The sequence below is a fragment of the Tomitella fengzijianii genome, assembly GCF_007559025.1.
In the GTDB taxonomy this organism is placed as follows: Bacteria; Actinomycetota; Actinomycetes; order Mycobacteriales; family Mycobacteriaceae; genus Tomitella; species Tomitella fengzijianii.
Genome location: NZ_CP041765.1, coordinates 2,332,261 through 2,349,921 on the forward strand (window position 1 = coordinate 2,332,261; position 17,661 = coordinate 2,349,921).

Sequence of the window (17,661 nt, forward strand, 5' to 3'; positions counted from 1 at the left end):
CCCTCGGCCGGGCCGTGCGGGTCTCTACTGCTGGGCGTCGGCCGGGGCCTGGGCCGCCTCGTCGGCGGGCTTGGCAGCCTCGTCGGCGGGCTTGGCAGCCTCGTCGGCGGGCTTGGCAGCCTCGTCGGCGGGCTTGGCGGCCTCGTCGGCGGGCGCCTTCTCCGCGTCACCGGAGAGCAGCTCCTGCTCCCACTCCGGCAGCGGCTCGCCGGCGGCGGCCTCGGGCTTGTCGTCGCCGGCGTTGCGGGCGGCGCGCGACTGCACACCGTCCGCCGCTGCGGTGGCGACGACCTTGGTCAGCAGCGCGGCGCTGCGGATGGCGTCGTCGTTGCCCGGGATCGGGTAGTCCACCAGATCCGGATCGCAGTTGGTGTCGAGGATGGCGACGACCGGGATGTTGAGCTTGCGCGCCTCGGAGACCGCCAGGTGCTCCTTGTTGGTGTCGACGACCCACACGGCGGACGGGATCTTCGCCATGTCGCGGATGCCGCCGAGCGTGCGCTCGAGCTTGTTCTTCTCACGCGTCAGCATGAGGATTTCCTTCTTGGTGCGCCCATCGAAGCCGCCGGTCTGCTCCATCGTCTCGAGCTCCTTGAGGCGCTGGAGGCGACGGTGCACAGTCTGGAAGTTGGTGAGCATGCCGCCGAGCCAACGCTGGTTGACGTACGGCATGCCGACGCGGGTGGCCTCCGCGGCGATGGACTCCTGCGCCTGCTTCTTCGTGCCGACGAACAGGATGGTCCCGCCGTGGGCGACGGTCTCCTTGACGAACTCGTACGCCTTGTCGATGTACGTCAGCGTCTGCTGCAGGTCGATGATGTAGATGCCGTTGCGGTCGGTGAAGATGAACCGACGCATCTTGGGATTCCACCGGCGGGTCTGGTGCCCGAAGTGGGCGCCGCTGTCGAGCAGCTGCCTCATAGTCACTACGGCCATGGTGATGCCATTCCTTTGTTCACGGTTGCCGCGGCGACCGGCCGGTCGCCGCCCTGGCGCCCGCGGATCCACCGAACCCGCATCGGTCGGACGTGACGTCCGTCCGCTCTGCGGGACCGTCGGCGGTCCTGGTACCGGCACCGGAGGGTGCCGGGGATGCGGACGCGCGAAGTCAATCCGCCCTGGGACGGATTGCCGGTCCAGTGTACGTCGTCGGCGCCCCGGCAGAAAACCGAGTCCGCACCGGCGCGGAATGTCAACCGATCCCGTGTTCGATGTGGACGGCGGACGGGTTGTCCACAGGGTCCCCCGGCGGCGGCGCGCAGCGCTCCCCGCGCGGCACACACTGGGCGCATGCCCGCTCAACGCCGCCCGTCACCGGCGCGATCCCCGGCCGCGCACACCCGTCCGCCCTTGACCGGCACGCACACCCGCGGCGCGGCCCGGCTGCGCGCGGCCGGGCGGATCGCGGCCGCGTTGTGCATCACCGCGGCATGCGCCGCCCCCGCGGTCGGCCTGCCTTCCGGCCGGGGCGGACCCGGAACCGGCACATCCGCACCCCCGGTCGTCTCGGCGGAACCCGCGCCCGGCTCCGGCGCATTCGCGCCTGAGCGCCGGGAGCGCGCACAGACATCCCGTTACGACTGGCCGCTGCCCCGCATACCGGAGGTCACGCGGGGATTCGACAAGCCGGAGTTCCGGTACGCGCCCGGCCACCGGGGCGTGGACCTTGCGGCGGCTCCGGGTGCCCCGGTTCTCGCCGCCGGTCCGGGGGTCGTCGCATTCGCCGGCCCCGTGGCGGGACGCGGCGTGGTCTCGATCGACCACCCTTCCGGACTGCGCACCACCTACGAGCCGCTGACCCCGACGGTCGGTGCGGGCGACACCGTCATCACGGGCACGATCATCGGCAGGCTGTCGGCGGGACACGCCGGGTGCCCGCGTGCGGCATGCCTGCACTGGGGCCTGCGCGACGGAAGTGACGATTATCGCGATCCGCGCTCGTTGCTGGGCACGATCACGATCCGCCTGCTGCCTGTATAGCCCGCTGCGGCGCTCCCGCCGCGCCGGATGCCGTCAGGCCCTGGGGTGCGCCCTGTCGTGCACCGACCGCAGGCGGGCCACCGACACGTGCGTGTACAGCTGGGTCGTGCTGAGGCTGGCATGCCCGAGCAGCTCCTGGACCACGCGCAGGTCCGCTCCGCCCTCCAGCAGGTGTGTGGCGGCGGAATGGCGCAGCCCGTGCGGGCCCATGTCCGGCGCACCGGGAATCGCGGCGAGCACCTCGTGCACCGCGGTACGGGCCGCCCGCTGGCCGAGCCGACCACCGCGCACCCCCAACAGCAACGCCCCTCCGGAGGCCCCTGTGGCCAGGGCGGGCCGGCCGTGGTCCAGCCATTCACCGAGCGCGGCCTGCGCGGGCACCCCGAAGGGCACCACGCGCTCCTTGTCGCCCTTGCCGATGACGCGCAGCACGCGGCGCTCCGCGTCGATCGAGCCGATGTCGAGGGAGCACAGCTCACCCACACGTATCCCGGTGGCGTAGAGAAGCTCGACGATGAGACGGTCGCGCAGGGCCACCGGATCACGTTCACGCGCGCCGGATTCGGCCGCGGCCAGCGCATCGGCCGCCTGATCCGCAGCCAGCACCGGCGGAAGCGTCCGATGCGGCCGGGGAGCCACCAGCCGCGTGCCGTCGTCTGCGGCGACCAGCCCCTGGCGGGAGGCCCACGAGACGAACGTCCGCGCCACCGACGTGCGCCGCGCCAGCGAACTGCGTGCCGCGCCCGCGGACGCCAGCTCCGCCAGCCACCCGCGCAGGTCCGCCAGCGACAGCGCCCGCAGCAGCGCCCGTCCGTCACCCGCACCCCCGTCGTGGACGCGGATCGCGTGATCGAGGATCGACTCGACGTCACGCAGGTAGGCGCGGCGCGTGTGCGGCGACAGGCCCCGCTCGTACTCCAGGTGCGCGGCGAAATCGTCCAGCACACCCGCCAGGTACGGCGGCAGCTGTTCCGCGGCCGCGCCCGGCCGCGCCGGACCGGAATTCGAGGGCGACGCCATGGGCACAGCATGCCACCGGACGCGCCGGCGACCTGTGAGGCGTGACCGCGATCCTGCGGCGGGCCGGGCCGTGTGCCGCGCCGCTCAGCCGGGGCGGGGCGCGCGGCCGACGGCGCGCGCCAGCGCCCATCCCTCGTCGGAGCGGAACGCAAGCCCACCGAGCTCGAGCACCGCGAGCGCCGCCATCGTCTCGTCCAGGCCCACCCCCGCCTCCGCGGAGATGTCGGCGCTGGACCGCGCGCCCCGGGCCGGCAACCCGTCGTGCACGGCCAGCTGCACCGCGGTGAGGCCGTCGGTCGGCCGGGGCGCCGGGCCCGCGGACGGCGCGGCGCCCAGCGCGCCGAACGGTCCCGCCACCTCCATCACGTCCTCGGCGTCCACTGCCAGGTTCGCCCGGTCCTGCCGCAGGAGCATGTGGCACCCGGCGGAGGCGGCCGAAGTCACCGGACCCGGCACTGCAAGCAGGTACCGGTTCATCCTTTCGGCCCAGCCCGCCGTGTTCAAGGCGCCGCTACGGCGGCCCGCCTCGACCACGACGGTGGCGTCGGACAGCCCCGCCACCAGGCGGTTGCGCGCCAGGAAACGGTGCCGTCCCGGCACGACCCCGGGCGGATACTCCGAGAGCACTGCGCCGTTCTCGGCGATCGCGCGCAGCAGCCGGGCGTGGCCCGCCGGGTAGGCGCGGTCGACGCCGCAGGCGAGGATCGCCACGGTCTTCCCGCCCACCCCCAGGGCGGCGCGGTGCGCCGCACCGTCCACCCCGTAGGCCGCGCCGGACACCACCACGTATTCCTGCGCCGCGAGGTCTCCCGCCAGTTCCGCTGTGACGTGCTCGCCGTATCCGCTGGCGGCACGGGTGCCGACGATCGCCACCGCACGCGTTTCCAGGCGCGCCAGGTCCAGGGTTCCCACCGTCCACAGCGCCACCGGCGGCGATCCGTCCGGCGTGACGTCCGGCAAACCGAACTGCTGTGTGCGCAGCAACGGCCATTCGTCGCTGTCGCGGGTCACCAGCCTCCCGCCGAGGCTCCCGATCAGCGTCAGGTCACGCTGGGAGACGTCGGTGGCGTATCGGGCGCGCGTCGCCGACGCCACCGCATCCGGGAGGGCCGTCCGGGAACGGACCGCCGCCGCGGCGGCCACCGGGTCACCGCCGTGGTCGCGCTCGATGAATGCCAGCAGCGCGGCGCACGGCGCCTCCGCCACGCGGGACAGGTACGCCCACGCCCGCAACCGCCCGTGCGCGGCCGGCCCACCGCCGGAGGCGGCCGCGGGGTCCGTGACGATGCTCATGCCGCACTCCTGTCCCGCAGGTAGAGCGCGGTGGCGGTGTCGTCGACCGTCGGGACCGTGTGCCCTGCCAGGTCGGCGAGGGTCCACGCCACCCGCAGGCACCGGTCGACGCCGCGCGGCGTCAACCGCCCACGCCGCAGCGCCGTCTCGATGGGCGCCCGGGCCGCGGCAGCGGGCCGGAACTCCCTGCGCAGCACCGAGCCGGGAACCTCGCTGTTGGTCGACCACCCGTGCCCGCGCCAACGGGCGGCGGCCGCAGCCCGCGCCGCGGCGACCCGCCCCCGGACCCGGCCGGACGTCTCACCGGCCTCCCCGGTCAGCATCCCCGACACCGGACGGCGCAGCGCCAGGCGAAGATCCACCCGGTCCAGCAGCGGCCCGGAAAGCCTGCCGAGGTACCGACGACGGGCCGTGGGGGTGCAGACGCAATCGACGTCCTTGGCCGGGGCGCACGGGCACGGGTTGGCCGCCAGCACCAGCTGGAACCGCGCGGGGTAACGGGCGACCCCGTCGCGCCGGGCGATCCTGACCTCCCCGTCCTCGAGCGGGGTGCGCAGCGCCTCGAGGACCCGCGGCGGCATTTCGGGGCACTCGTCGAGGAACAGGACGCCGCGGTGCGCGATGCTCACCGCGCCGGGCCGTGCGAAGCCGGACCCGCCGCCGACCATGGCACTGACACTCGTCGTGTGGTGCGGGGCGACGAAGGGCGGATGCACGACCCGCGGCGCGTCCGGGGTGAGCAGCCCGCCGGTGGAGTGGATCGCCGTCGCCTCGAGGCTCTCTTCCTCCGTCAGCATCGGGAGGATCCCCGGCAACCGCTGCGCCAAAAGGGTTTTGCCGACCCCCGGGCTCCCGGTGAGCATCAAATTGTGCGCGCCGGCCGCGGCGATCTCCAGTGCACGGCGGGCCTCGGGCTGGCCGACGACGTCCGTCAGGTCCGGCACGCCCGGCCGACTGGGGACGGGCACAGGACCGGGGCTCGCGAGTGCGGTGCGACCCCGCAGCCACGCCGCGAGCTCGGCCAGATGCACCGTGCCGTGCACCGCGATCCCTCGCACGGCCGCGGCCTCACCGAGGTTCGCCGACGGGACCACCACTGCGCGCCGGCCCGCATCGCGCGCGGCGAGGACGGCGGGCAGGACGCCCCGGACCGCCCGGACACGGCCGTCGAGGGCGAGTTCGCCCAGGAGCACCGTCTCACCGAGCCGGCCCGCGGGAAGCATCGACTGTGCGTCCAGGACCGCACACGCCAAGGCCAGGTCGTAGAGCGAACCGACCTTGTGCAGGGTCGCCGGCGAGAGTGCCAGCACAACCTTGGTGCGGGGCCACTCCTCCCCTGCATTGGCCACCGCGGCGCGGATCCTGTCGCGCGATTCCTGCAGGGCGGTGTCGGGCAGACCCACCAGGTGCACCCCCGGAAGCCCACCGCCGACATCGGCCTCCACCTCGACGATGTGACCCGCGAGCCCGGTCAACGCCACGGAGTACGCCCGGCCGAGCGCCATCAGACCGCCCCCTCGTAGTGCTCGACATAGGCGGTGTCGTCTGTGACGACCACGCCGATCACGTCGAGCCGCACCTCGCCGGCGGACCAGGACTGTTCGCTGAGCCACCGTGCGGCGAGCCGGCGCAACCGGCGCGCCTTCGCCACCGTGACCGCCTCCGCCGGCGCGCCGAACCCCTGGCCGCGCCGGGTCTTGACCTCGACGAACACCACCGCGTCGCCGTCGAGCGCGATGAGGTCGAGTTCCCCCTCGCGGCAGCGCCAGTTGCGGGCGAGCAGCGTCATCGCATCCTCTTCGAGGTACGCGGCAGCGACGTCCTCGCCGAAGTCCCCCAGTTCACGCGTGGTCCATGCCGCCGCTCCCGGCGCCGGCGTGTGCCAGGGCGACGGACGCCCGGCCGGCCCGCCCCCTGCGCAGTCCGCTGCCGCCCGCGCCCTGTGCGGGCGCCCCCCGGCCCCGCCGTCGATACGCCGGGCCTGTGTGCTCCCCGAAACCTGAATGCGGTTCATCCGCCCCCCTTGTCGCACGCGGCCGGCGCGTGGCCCCGCCGGCCGGCGGCATCATCGGACGATGCCGCCTGCGACAAGCCTGCCCTCCGCCGGCGCCCGATTCCGAGGTGAACGCACACCGGGGCGAAATCTGTGGAGTACCGGAAAAGATGTGGACAACCGGCCGTTCGCGGGGGTTGCCGCGACCGCGATGTGGTAGGGGATCCTCAGGCTCGCGGGCACCCCGCCCCGACACGCCGCCTCGACGCGCGGCCCCGTCACGCCCGCAGGGGCGCGCCGGCGAGGGCGGTCACCGTCCGAAGTCGCCGCTCTCGGGCAGGTCGAGGTCCGGCTTGTCGACCTCTTCGATGTTGACGTCCTTGAATGTGAGCACGCGGACGTTCTTAACGAACCGCGCGGGACGGTACATGTCCCACACCCAGGCGTCCGACATGCGCAATTCGAAGTAGACCTCGCCGTCCGCGTTGCGCGGCAGCAGTTCCACCGAGTTGGCGAGGTAGAACCGCCGCTCGGTTTCCACCACATAGGTGAACTGCCCGACGATGTCCTTGTACTCCCGATACAGCGAGAGCTCCATCTCGGTTTCGTACTTCTCGAGGTCCTCGGCACTCATGGGTGCTGCTGCGCTCCTCCCGTGACTCCGTGTGCGGCACGGCCGCCGGCCGCCCGTGACGCTGCACAGGCTCGGCCTCCAGACTAGCCTTGCGCCCCGCGCGTTCGGGCCGCGGCAGCCTCCGTGGCGCGGTGCGACGGCAACGACGCGATGTTGGCGTAGGAGAAGCGGTGCACCCTGCTGGGGCCGTGCTCCTCGAGCGCGGCGCGGTGCGCCGCCGTCGCGTACCCCTTGTGCACGGCGAATCCGTACCCCGGCACAGCGCCGTCGAGCTCCGCCATCGCCCGGTCGCGCGCCACCTTGGCCAGAACGCTGGCGGCCGCCACGCATGCCGCGGCCCCGTCGCCGCCGATCACCGACAGCGATGCGGACGGCATTCCGGCCACCCGGAAGCCGTCGGTGAGCACGTACCCGGGTGCCGGACTGAGCCCTGCGACCGCACGGCGCATCCCCGCGATGTTCGCGGCGTGCACCCCGGAGTCGTCAACCTCATCCGGGCCGATGAACACGATGCTGTGTGCGAGGGCGAGCCGCTGGATCACCGGGAACAGCGCCTCGCGTCTGCCCGCCGTGAGCCGTTTCGAGTCGTCGAGCCCGGCCAGTGCGCTGCGGCGCCGCGGACCCAGGATGCACGCCGCGACGACCAGCGGCCCGGCGCACGCGCCCCGGCCCGCTTCGTCGACGCCGGCGACCGGGCCCAGGCCCGCCCGGTAGAGCGTGGATTCCATGACGCGCAACCCGGACGCGCCGCGCACTGCGGTCCGCGGCGGCCACTGCGCGTCCCGGCCGCCCGCGCGGCGCACAGCCCGCGTCACGATCGCTCCGTCGTCACGGCCGCCTCGTCACGACTGGGGATCGGGTGACGGGATCGAGCCGATACGGCTGAACGGCAACACGATCCACCGGGCCTTGCCGATGATGTTGTCGACGGGCACGGTCCCCGACGCGGCATCGCCCATGTGGTAGCGCGAATCCGCCGAGTCCGTCCGGTTGTCCCCCATCACCCAGACGTGGTCCTTCGGCACTGTCACAGGCCCGAAGTACGGGCCCTGGCACGCCGAGTCCGCGCCGGGCAGCGGAGACGGCGGATTCTTCAGGTACGGCTCGTCCAGAAGCGTGCCGTCCACGGTGACGCCCTTGTCCTGCGGAAGACACTGGACCGTCTGCCCCTCCACGGCGATCACTCGCTTGACCAGGTCGTTCTCGTCCGGCGGCACGAGGCCGATGAACGAACCGACCTCCTGCAGCCCCCGGATGAACGTGTTGGACGAGCGGTTGGAGTCGAAGTGCTCGTTCCATGACGGCGGCCCCTTGAACACCACCACGTCGCCCGGCTTCGGATCGGTGAACCGGTAGGAGATCTTGTCCACGACGATGCGGTCGCCGGTGCAACCGGGGCACCCGTGCAGGGTGGTCTCCATCGACTGCGACGGGATCAGATAGACGCGGGCGACGAAGGTCTGCAGCAGAACGCTGAGCACCACCGCCACGACGACGAGGATGCCGATCTCGCGCAGTCCGCGCACGAAACGGCTGGGCTTCTTCTTGCCGTCTCCGGCCTCGTCGTCCGCGCCGCCCGGCTCCTTCGCCGACCCGTCACCGGACGGAGCGTCGTGCCCCGCCGCCGCACCGCCCGGCGTGGCCGCGGCAGCACCCTCGGCGGCGTCCGGCCGGTCCTGATACGCGCCATCCGCAGCACTCGCGTGCTGCGGATGGTCGTGTGGCCCGTTACGGGCGGATCCGTGGGGCGTCGTTTCGTCGGTCACTAGGTCAGGCTAGACGACGCTCCACCGGAGGACGGCGCGCGTCAGCGCTTCTCCTTGATCTTGGCGGCCTTGCCGTGCAGATCACGCAGGTAGTAGAGCTTGGCGCGACGCACGTCACCGCGGGTGACGACCTCGATCTTGTCGATGTTGGGGCTGTGCACCGGGAAGGTGCGCTCCACGCCGACACCGAAGGAGACCTTGCGGACGGTGAAGGTCTCGCGGATGCCGCCGCGCTGACGCCGGATCACGACGCCCTTGAAGACCTGCACGCGCTCCTTGGAGCCCTCGATGACCTTGACGTGCACATTGAGGGTGTCGCCGGGGCGGAAATCCGGGATGTCGTCACGCAGCGACGCGCTGTCGATTGAGTCCAGGGTGTTCATCGTCGATCCATCCTTGTCAGATGCGCTCGAGCAGAGGAACCCGGCGGCCGCGGCTCGACCGGTTCATGCTCCGAATCAGTATGTGCGCCGCTGCGCGCGCCCTGCGGCCCGGCGCCCCATCGGAGGCGAGCGGCGGGCACTGCAGAAACGTGCAGCAGCAAGCAGCGGGGACGGGCACACCGCACCCACCGCAGGCAACCACGTCATTGTGCCAGAACGGCCGCCCGCCCGCGAAATCCGCCCCCCGGTGGCCTCGAGTCCCGCCCGGTGGCGGCCTGCGCGGTGCAGCACAGTCTCAGTGCAGTCCTGCACGGCGGAGCGCGTCGGCCATCGCGCCGCCGGCATTGCCGCGCCCGTTTCCGCCGCCGGAAGGACGCTTGCCGCGGCCCCCGCTTCCACCGGAGCCGCGGCCGCCGGTCCCGCCCTGCGCGCCGCTGTTGCCCGCGCCCTTCCGCCCCGCCGCCTTCTGCCCCGCGGCCTTGTTCCCGGCCCCCCTGCCACCTGCCCGCGGGCCATCCGCACGGCCGCCGCCGCGCGTTCCGGCCTCGTCGTCGAGGCGCAGCGTGAGACTGATGCGCGAGCGCTGCTCGTCGACGTCGAGGACCTTCACCTTGACGACCTGCCCCGAGGACACGACCTCGTGCGGGTCGGAGACGAAGCGGTCCGACATCGCGGAGACGTGCACGAGCCCGTCCTGGTGCACGCCCACGTCGACGAACGCGCCGAACGCGGCCACGTTGGTCACGACCCCCTCGAGGACCATGCCGGGACGCAGGTCCGTCAGCTTCTCGACGCCGTCGGCGAAGGTCGCGGTCACGAACTCGGGGCGCGGGTCGCGCCCGGGCTTCTCCAGCTCGGCGAGGATGTCGGTGACGGTGGGCACGCCGAAGCGCTCGTCCGCGAACTCCTGCGGCCGCAGCCCGCGCAGCAGCTCGGACCGCCCCATCAGCCCCGGGACGTCGTGTCCGGTGGCCTCGAGGATGCGCCGCACCACCGGGTACGCCTCCGGGTGCACCGCCGAAGCGTCGAGCGGGTCGGTTCCCGCGGGGATCCGCAGGAACCCCGCGCACTGCTCGAACGCCTTGGGCCCCAGCCGGGCCACGTCGAGGATCTCCTTGCGCGTGCTGAAGGGCCCGTTGGCCTCGCGGTGCGCGACGATGTTCTCCGCCAGGGTCCCGGCGATCCCCGAGACCCGGCGCAGCAGCGGCACCGAGGCGGTGTTGACGTCGACGCCCACCGCGTTCACCGCGTCCTCGACCACTGCGGCGAGGCTGCGGGCCAGCTTGGTTTCGGACACGTCGTGCTGGTACTGCCCCACGCCGATGGACTTCGGCTCGATCTTGACCAGCTCGGCCAGCGGATCCTGCAGCCGCCGGGCGATCGAGACCGCCCCGCGCAGGGACACGTCCAGGTCCGGGAACTCGCGGGCGGCGTACTCCGACGCCGAGTACACCGACGCCCCGGCCTCGGACACCACGACCTTGCGCAGGGCCGCGTCCCCGGTGCGCCCCCGCATCGCGGTGAGCAGTTCCGCGGCCAGCGCATCGGTCTCCCGGGAGGCGGTGCCGTTGCCGATGGCTATCAGCTGCACACCGTGTTTCTCGACCAGTGCGGCGAGCGTCGCGATCGCGGCGTCGTACCGCCGCTGCGGAGGGTGCGGGTAGATGGTCGACGTCGCCAGCAGCTTGCCGGTGCCGTCGACCACCGCGACCTTGACGCCGGTGCGGAAGCCCGGGTCCAGTCCCATCGTCGCGTGGTTGCCGGCGGGGGCCGCGAGCAGCAGGTCCTTGAGGTTCTGCGCGAACACGTCCACCGCGGCGGTTTCGGCGTTCTGGCGCAGCCGCAGCCGCAGGTCGATGCCCAGCGACAGCATCAGCTTGGTCCGCCACGCCCAGCGGACCGTGTCGGCGAGCCAGCCGTCCGCGGCCCGGCCACGCCCGGCGATTCCGAACCGCGCCGCGATGGCGGTTTCGTACACCGACGCGGGTCCTGCCGCCGTTTCGGTCTCCCCCGGTTCGGGATCGAGGGTCACCCGCAGGATCTCCTCCTTCTCGCCGCGGAAGACGGCGAGGATCCGGTGCGAGGGCAGCGTGGTGAACGGCTCGGAGAACTCGAAGTAATCGGAGAACTTCGCCCCTGAGGTCTCCTTGCCCTCGCGTACCGCGGTGGTCAGGCGACCGCGGCCCCACATGGTCTCGCGCAGCTCGCCGACCAGGTCCGCGTCCTCGGCGAAACGCTCCACCAGGATGGCCCTCGCGCCGGCGAGCGCGGCCGCGGCGTCGTCGACGCCCTTGCCGGCGTCGACGTACTGCGCGGCGGCCGTATCCGGATCGTTGCCGGGTTCCGTGAGCAGCAGCTCGGCGAGCGGGCCGAGCCCCGCCTCCCGCGCGATCTGAGCCTTGGTGCGCCGCTTGGGCTTGTAGGGCAGGTAGATGTCCTCCAGCCGCGACTTCGTGTCCGCGGCGACGATGGCGTCCTGCAACGCGGCGGTGAGCTTGCCCTGCGACGCGATCGATTCGAGCACGACGGCGCGGCGCTCGTCCAGCTCGCGCAGGTAGCGCAGGCGCTCGTCGAGGCGCCGCAGCTCGGTGTCGTCCAGGCCCTCAGTGGCCTCCTTGCGGTAGCGCGCGATGAACGGCACCGTGGCACCGTCGTCGAGCAGCGCCACCGCCGCCGCCACCCGGGACTCCGCCACCCCGAGCTCGGCCGCCACCCGCGCGGTCACCTTCGGCAGGCCGCGCAGGGCGGCCGCCGCCTGCGCGGCCGCGTCACCCGCCCCGTCGCGCGTCGCCGACGCTGCCGCGGTGCCGGACTGCGTCTTGCCGGGCATGTCGGATGCGGTCACCCGGGCCCCCTTCGTGTCGTCGGTCATGTTCGAATCGTCGGGTCCGCGCCCCGGCGGTCCCGGTGGATCGTGGGCAGCGGGTTCGGCTCACACGCCCCGCGCGGACCGTGGTGCCGTCACCGCGGCACTCCCCGCGCCGCCGTCGACGGCGAGCAGGTCCTGTTCGGCCGGGGTCAGCTCAGCGGACGCGAGCAGATCCGGGCGCCGCTCCGCGGTGCGCAGCAGCGACTGTTCCCGACGCCAGCGATCGACACGCGCATGGTCGCCGGACAGCAGGACCTCCGGCACGTCGAGTCCCCGCCACGAGTGTGGTCGCGTGTAGCTGGGCCCTTCGAGCAGCCCGTCGGAGAAGGAATCGTCCTCGTGAGAGCGCGCATTGCCCAGGACCCCGGGCCGCAGGCGGGCGACCGCCTCGATCATCACCATGGTGGCGACCTCGCCGCCGATGAGAACGTAATCGCCGATGGAGACCTCCTCCACCCGCACGCGGCGCGCCGCATCGTCGATCACCCGCTGGTCTATGCCCTCATACCGGCCACAGGCGAAGACGAGGTGCTTTTCCCGCGCCCACCGCTGCGCCGTCGCCTGTGAGAACGGCCTGCCTGCGGGGCTGGGCACGACGAGCAGCGCGTCGCCCGGGCAGACGTCGTCGAGGGCCGCCCCCCACACGTCCGGCTTCATCACCATGCCCGGGCCCCCGCCGTAGGGTGACTCGTCGACGGTCCGATGGACGTCGTGGGTCCAACCGCGCAGGTCGTGCACGCGGACATCCACCAGCCCCCGCGCCGACGCCTTGCCGAGCAGCGATGCCCGCAGCGGCTCGAGGTACTCCGGGAAGATGGTGACGATGTCGAACCGGCCGGCCACGTCGTGCCGGTGCCCGCCCTGCTGGTCTGCGCCGTTCTCGACTGCGCTGTTCTCGACTGCCGTCACCGCCGATCCTCCGGCGGCGCATCCGGCGCGGCCGAATCCGCCTCGGCGAAATCGAGCAATCCCCGCGGCGGATCGACGAGGACGAAGCCCTCCGCGAGGGACACCTCGGGGACGATCGCGGAGACGAATGGCACGAGCACCTCGCCGGGGGATCCGGCCGCGGCATCTCCGCCGGAATCGCGGCGGATCGCGAGCAGTTCCCCCGCGGCCGTGTGCACCACCTCGGCGACCGTCCCCAGGCGTCCTCCGCCCGCCAGCCGCGCCTCGAGGCCCTCGAGCTCATGGTCGTAGTACTCGTCGGGGTCCGGCGAAGGGGGCAGGTCGGCGCTGTCGATGATGAACAGCGTCCCGCGCAGTGCGTCCGCCCCCGCCCTGTCTGCCACGCCCTCCAGGCGCAGCAGAAGCCGCCCGGCGTGTTCCCGGGCGGCTTCCACCGTGTACTCCTGTGCGGCCGATTCGCGCGGCCGACGCCCGCGCAGAACCGATCCCACCGCGAAACGTTCGTCCGGCGAATCGGTGCGGATCTCGACGGCGAGCTCCCCGCGGATGCCGTGCGACTTGGCGACGCGCCCGATCACAAGCTCCATGACAGTGTCCGTCCTCTGCTGCTCGGCTCATGCGGGCGCCTGTGCACCGCGCCGGGCGCCGACGGCGACCCGCCGACGCCCGCCGGTGCCGCGGTCTCAGCGGTCGGTGTCGACGACGTCCACCCGGATGCCGCGGCCCCCGACGCTCGAGACGACCGTTCGCAGCGCGGTGGCCGTGCGCCCGCCCCGCCCGATGACCTTGCCCAGGTCATCCGGGTGGACGTGCACCTCGACCGTCTGTCCGCGACGGTTGCTGACGAGGTCCACCTGGACGTCGTCAGGATTGTCCACGATGCCGCGCACCAGGTGGTCCACGGCGTCGGCGACGAGTTCGGTGTTCACTTGTCCGCGGCCTCGGCGGAGTCGTCGGACTTCGCCTCGTCGGCTGCGGCCTCGTCGGACTTCTTGGCGGGCTTCTTCTTGGCGGTGACGGCCTCGTTGGCGGGGGCGCTCTCGGCCTCGGCCAGCGCGGCGTTGAACAGGTCCAGCTTCGAGGTCTTGGCCTCGGCGACCTTGAGGGTCCCCTCGGCGCCGGGCAGCCCCTTGAACTTCTGCCAGTCGCCGGTGATCTTCAGCAGACCCAGCACGGGCTCGGTGGGCTGCGCGCCGACGCTCAGCCAGTACTGCACCCGCTCCGAGTCGATCTCGATCAGGCTCGGCTCCTGCTTGGGCTGGTACCGGCCGATGGTCTCGATGGCGCGGCCGTTGCGGCGCGTGCGGGCATCGGACACGATCACGCGGTACTGGGGGGAACGGATCTTGCCGAGTCGGGTGAGCTTGATCTTGACAGCCACTGTTGTGGTCTCCTTGGTGATGTCACGTGCAATTCAGCGACGCCCCACGGCTCGGGGCGCCCGGTTTTGCCTCTTTCCTGTGACCGCCGCGCGGCACGTGACCGGAAGCGGCGAGCGCATGACATTCTGCCAGACCCCCCGTGCACGGGAAAATCCGACCGCCCGTTTCTCTACGCGGGCACGGCGGGTATGACAGGCACCCCGCCGGCGACCACGAGTGTCGGCTCGCGGAGGACCCGCGGATGCACGCGCGGGTCCTCGGGATAGAGCACGAGATCCGCACGCGCGTCGGCCCGGTCCACCCCGTAGAGCCCCGGATTCGACTTGTCCGCACCGGTCAGCCACCGGCGCCCGCGCCAGGACGCCGCAGCCACCGCTCCCTCGGCGCCGAGCCCGGCCGCGGCCAGCGCCTCGACCTCGTCGACGATGCGGCCGTGGTCGATCATCCCGCCGGCGTCGGTGCCCGAATACACGGGGATGCCCGCGTCGACGACCGCGCGCATCGTTTCGCCCAGCCGTGCGTGCAGTGCCCGCATGTGCCGCGCGTAGTCCGGATAGCGTGTGGCGCCGTCGGCGATCTCAGGGAAGTTGGCGATGTTGATCAGCGTGGGGACCAGCGCGGTGCCCCGGCTCCGCATCATGTCGATGGTCTCCGCGGTCAACCCGGTGCCGTGCTCGATGCAGTCGATCCCCGCGCGCAGCAGCCCCGGCAGCGCGTCCTCGCCGAACACGTGCGCGGTGACCCGCGCCCCGGCGGCGTGGGCGCGGGCGATGGCCTCCACGAGGATGTCGTCGTCCCAGAGCGGCGCCAGGTCGCCGACGGAGCGGTCGATCCAGTCGCCCACCAGCTTGACCCAGCCATCGCCCGCACGCGCCTGTTCCTCGACCGCTTCCGGAAGCTGCGCCGGGTCGTCGAGGGCGAGCCCGAGCTCCCGGAGGTACCGCTTGGGCCGCGCCAGGTGCTGTCCGGCGCGGATGATCCGGGGCAGTCCGGCGACCGCGTCGAGGCCGCGCGTGTCGACTGGGACGCCGCAGTCGCGGATGAGAAGGACTCCGCGGTCGCGTTCGAGACGCGCCTGGGCGAGGCACTCCTCGCGGCCGACGCCGCGGCTGCCGCGTCCGATGCCGACGTGGCAGTGCGCGTCCATCAGTCCGGGAAGCAGCCAGCCCCCGTCTCCGAGGTCGCGCGCCCCCGGCACCGGCGCGGTGGTGAGCCGTCCGTCGTGCAGGTACCACTCGACCGGATCGCCGCCGGGCAGCGCGGTGCCCCGGATCCGCCACGGCCCCGCGTCCAGGGATTGCGACGCGACGGGGCCGGTCACTCGGACTTGCCTTCCTTCCCCGGCAGATCGAGCTGGGACATGTCGATGCCCTCCAGCCCCGGGGGCAGCTTGTCGAGGCCCTTCGGCATCGACGACAGGTCCGGCATCCCGCCGGGCATCCCGCCCGGCATGCCAGGGAAGCCGCCCGGCATGCCGCCGGGGAATCCGCCCTTGACCTTGGGCGGCGTGGGTCCGCGCCCGCCCTTCTTGCCCTTCTTCCCCTTCTTGCCCCGCTTGCCCTTGCCCTTGCCGCCCGGTCCCCCCATGCGCCCGGCCATCGCCGACATCATCTTGCGCGCCTCGAAGAACCGGTCGACGAGCTGATTGACCTCGGTGACCGTCACGCCGGAGCCGTTGGCGATCCGCAGTCGGCGCGAGCCGTTGATCATCTTCGGGTTGTCACGCTCGGCCGGTGTCATGCCGCGGATGATCGCCTGGACGCGGTCGAGCTGCTTCTCGTCGACCTGGCCCAGCGCCTCCTTCATGTCGCCGGCGCCGGGGAGCATGCCGACGAGGTTGGCCAGCGGCCCCATCTTGCGGATGGCCATCATCTGCTCGAGGAAGTCCTCGAGCGTCAGCTCGCCGCTGCCGATCTTCTGCGCGGTGGCCTCGGCCTGCTGCGCGTCGAAGACCTGTTCCGCCTGCTCGATCAGGCTGAGCAGGTCGCCCATTCCCAGGATGCGGCTGGACATGCGGTCCGGGTGGAACACGTCGAAGTCGCCGAGCTTCTCGCCGGTGGAGGCGAACATGATCGGCCGTCCGGTCACCTGCCGGACGCTCAGCGCCGCGCCGCCACGCGCGTCGCCGTCGAGCTTGGTGAGGACCACGCCCGTGAATCCGACGCCTTCGCGGAAGGCGTCCGCGGTGCTCACCGCGTCCTGACCCACCATGGAGTCGAGCACGAAGAGGACCTCGTCCGGCTGCACGGCGTCACGGATGTCCGCGGCCTGCTGCATCAGGACCTCGTCTACGCCCAGCCGGCCGGCGGTGTCGACGATGACGACGTCGTGGACCTTTGTCCGGGCCTCCTCGACACCCGCGCGTGCGACCGCGACCGGGTCGCCGACGCCGGCCCCCTGCGCCTCGCCCGCACTGCTGGCGCCGGGGTGCGGCGCGAACACGGGCACACCGGCCTGCTCGCCGACCACCTTCAGCTGGGTGACGGCGTTGGGCCGTTGCAGGTCGCACGCGACGAGCATCGGGGTGTGCCCCTGCTCGCGCAACCACACGGCGAGCTTGCCCGCGAGAGTGGTCTTGCCCGCGCCCTGCAGCCCCGCGAGCATGATCACGGTGGGCGGCGTCTTCGCGAGGTTCAGCCGCCGCGTTTCACCCCCGAGGATGCCGATGAGCTCCTCGTTGACGATCTTGACCACCTGCTGGGCCGGGTTGAGCGCGCCGGAGACCTCCGCACCCTTGGCGCGTTCCTTGATGTTCTTGATGAACTCGCGGACCACGGGGAGGGCGACGTCCGCTTCGAGCAGGGCGAGGCGGATCTCGCGGCAGGTGGCGTCGATATCGGCGGGCGACAGCTTGCCCTTGCCGCGCAGGTCTTTGAGCGACGAGGTGAGTCTGTCGGAGAGGGATTCGAACACCGGTTGCGCTCCCGTTCGCTTGCTCTGGTGGTGTGTCGGGGTGCCGCACGCAGGACTGCGGCACCCCGACAGCCTAGCGAGTGCACCCGCACCTCCGTGCGGGCGCACCGCACCGGCCCGCCTCTTCCGCCACCGGCGGAATCACACTGCGTCCACACCCTGCTCCCCCGTGCGGACACGCACCACCTGCTCGACCTTGGTCACCCACACCTTGCCGTCCCCCACGCGGCCCACCTCGCCGTCCCCGGAGCGGGCCGCGCCCACCAGCGCCGCGACCACCCGGTCCACGTCATCATCGGGAACCACCACCTCCACCTTCGCCTTGGCGTGCATGTCCACGGCGAACTCGCTGCCCCGATACAGCTCGGTGTGGCCCTTCTGGCGGCCGCGGCCGCGTACCTCGGTCACCGTCATGCCATGCACCCCTGCGGCGTCGAGCACCTCCTCGACCTCATCGAACGCCACCGGTCGGATGATCGCGGTCACGAGCTTCACGGGGACTCCTTCGTCGTGGCCCGA

The 17,661-nt window shown here is 72.5% G+C and carries 18 protein-coding genes; 1 reads left to right on the forward strand and 17 read right to left on the reverse strand.

What is annotated here, in order from left to right; all coding sequences use genetic code 11:
* Positions 1-24: 24 nt before the first annotated feature.
* On the reverse strand, positions 25-936 hold the full coding sequence (rpsB, locus tag FO059_RS10600) for a 30S ribosomal protein S2 (protein ID WP_143908634.1): 912 nt from the start codon (positions 934-936) through the stop codon (positions 25-27).
* 414 nt (positions 937-1,350) lie between these two features.
* Here rpsB and FO059_RS10605 point away from each other — a divergent pair, with 414 nt between their 5' ends.
* On the forward strand, positions 1,351-1,980 hold the full coding sequence (locus FO059_RS10605) for a M23 family metallopeptidase (RefSeq protein WP_233266936.1): 630 nt from the start codon (positions 1,351-1,353) through the stop codon (positions 1,978-1,980).
* Positions 1,981-2,013: 33 nt separating this feature from the next.
* Here the strand turns inward: FO059_RS10605 and FO059_RS10610 are convergent, their stop codons facing one another.
* The 16 genes from FO059_RS10610 to FO059_RS10685 form a co-directional block, all read right to left on the reverse strand.
* Positions 2,014-3,000: a tyrosine recombinase XerC gene (locus FO059_RS10610; RefSeq protein ID WP_143908638.1), complete on the reverse strand. Its 987-nt coding sequence runs from the start codon at positions 2,998-3,000 to the stop codon at positions 2,014-2,016.
* A gap of 84 nt (positions 3,001-3,084) precedes the next feature.
* Entirely contained in the window at positions 3,085-4,293 is a 1,209-nt protein-coding gene (gene dprA, locus FO059_RS10615; RefSeq protein WP_143908640.1) for a DNA-processing protein DprA, read from the reverse strand.
* A complete protein-coding gene (locus tag FO059_RS10620) occupies positions 4,290-5,798 on the reverse strand; it encodes a YifB family Mg chelatase-like AAA ATPase (RefSeq protein WP_143908642.1) in 1,509 nt (502 codons plus the stop codon). The genes dprA and FO059_RS10620 overlap by 4 nt, the downstream gene beginning before the upstream one ends.
* Positions 5,798-6,133 (reverse strand): YraN family protein, encoded by a 336-nt coding sequence (locus tag FO059_RS10625; protein WP_233266955.1) that lies wholly within the window; start codon positions 6,131-6,133, stop codon positions 5,798-5,800. The genes FO059_RS10620 and FO059_RS10625 overlap by 1 nt, the downstream gene beginning before the upstream one ends.
* 463 nt (positions 6,134-6,596) lie before the next feature.
* Positions 6,597-6,920: a DUF2469 domain-containing protein gene (locus tag FO059_RS10630; RefSeq protein ID WP_143908646.1), complete on the reverse strand. Its 324-nt coding sequence runs from the start codon at positions 6,918-6,920 to the stop codon at positions 6,597-6,599.
* A gap of 83 nt (positions 6,921-7,003) precedes the next feature.
* A complete protein-coding gene (locus FO059_RS10635) occupies positions 7,004-7,648 on the reverse strand; it encodes a ribonuclease HII (RefSeq protein WP_143910654.1) in 645 nt (214 codons plus the stop codon).
* Between the two features lie 114 nt (positions 7,649-7,762).
* Complete coding sequence (gene lepB / locus FO059_RS10640; RefSeq protein ID WP_233266954.1) at positions 7,763-8,446, reverse strand: signal peptidase I; 684 nt, start codon at positions 8,444-8,446, stop codon at positions 7,763-7,765.
* 281 nt (positions 8,447-8,727) lie between these two features.
* Positions 8,728-9,069 (reverse strand): 50S ribosomal protein L19, encoded by a 342-nt coding sequence (gene rplS / locus FO059_RS10645; protein ID WP_143908650.1) that lies wholly within the window; start codon positions 9,067-9,069, stop codon positions 8,728-8,730.
* 295 nt (positions 9,070-9,364) lie between these two features.
* Positions 9,365-11,941 (reverse strand): Tex family protein, encoded by a 2,577-nt coding sequence (locus FO059_RS10650; RefSeq protein WP_233266935.1) that lies wholly within the window; start codon positions 11,939-11,941, stop codon positions 9,365-9,367.
* A gap of 60 nt (positions 11,942-12,001) precedes the next feature.
* On the reverse strand, positions 12,002-12,781 hold the full coding sequence (trmD, locus tag FO059_RS10655; RefSeq protein ID WP_143910656.1) for a tRNA (guanosine(37)-N1)-methyltransferase TrmD: 780 nt from the start codon (positions 12,779-12,781) through the stop codon (positions 12,002-12,004).
* A 62-nt stretch (positions 12,782-12,843) separates the two neighbouring features.
* Positions 12,844-13,434 (reverse strand): ribosome maturation factor RimM, encoded by a 591-nt coding sequence (gene rimM, locus FO059_RS10660; RefSeq protein ID WP_143908652.1) that lies wholly within the window; start codon positions 13,432-13,434, stop codon positions 12,844-12,846.
* Between the two features lie 96 nt (positions 13,435-13,530).
* A complete protein-coding gene (locus FO059_RS10665; RefSeq protein WP_143908654.1) occupies positions 13,531-13,776 on the reverse strand; it encodes an RNA-binding protein in 246 nt (81 codons plus the stop codon).
* Positions 13,773-14,228: a 30S ribosomal protein S16 gene (rpsP, locus tag FO059_RS10670; protein WP_143908656.1), complete on the reverse strand. Its 456-nt coding sequence runs from the start codon at positions 14,226-14,228 to the stop codon at positions 13,773-13,775. The genes FO059_RS10665 and rpsP overlap by 4 nt, the downstream gene beginning before the upstream one ends.
* Positions 14,229-14,398: 170 nt before the next feature.
* Positions 14,399-15,550, reverse strand: a complete 1,152-nt coding sequence (locus FO059_RS10675) for an amidohydrolase family protein (protein ID WP_233266934.1) — start codon at positions 15,548-15,550, stop codon at positions 14,399-14,401.
* Positions 15,547-17,142 (reverse strand): signal recognition particle protein, encoded by a 1,596-nt coding sequence (ffh, locus tag FO059_RS10680; protein WP_143908658.1) that lies wholly within the window; start codon positions 17,140-17,142, stop codon positions 15,547-15,549. Before ffh ends, FO059_RS10675 begins: the two co-directional genes overlap by 4 nt.
* Before the next feature lie 141 nt (positions 17,143-17,283).
* Positions 17,284-17,637, reverse strand: coding sequence for a P-II family nitrogen regulator (locus FO059_RS10685; protein ID WP_143908660.1), 354 nt, complete (start codon positions 17,635-17,637; stop codon positions 17,284-17,286).
* Between the last annotated feature and the right edge of the window lie 24 nt (positions 17,638-17,661).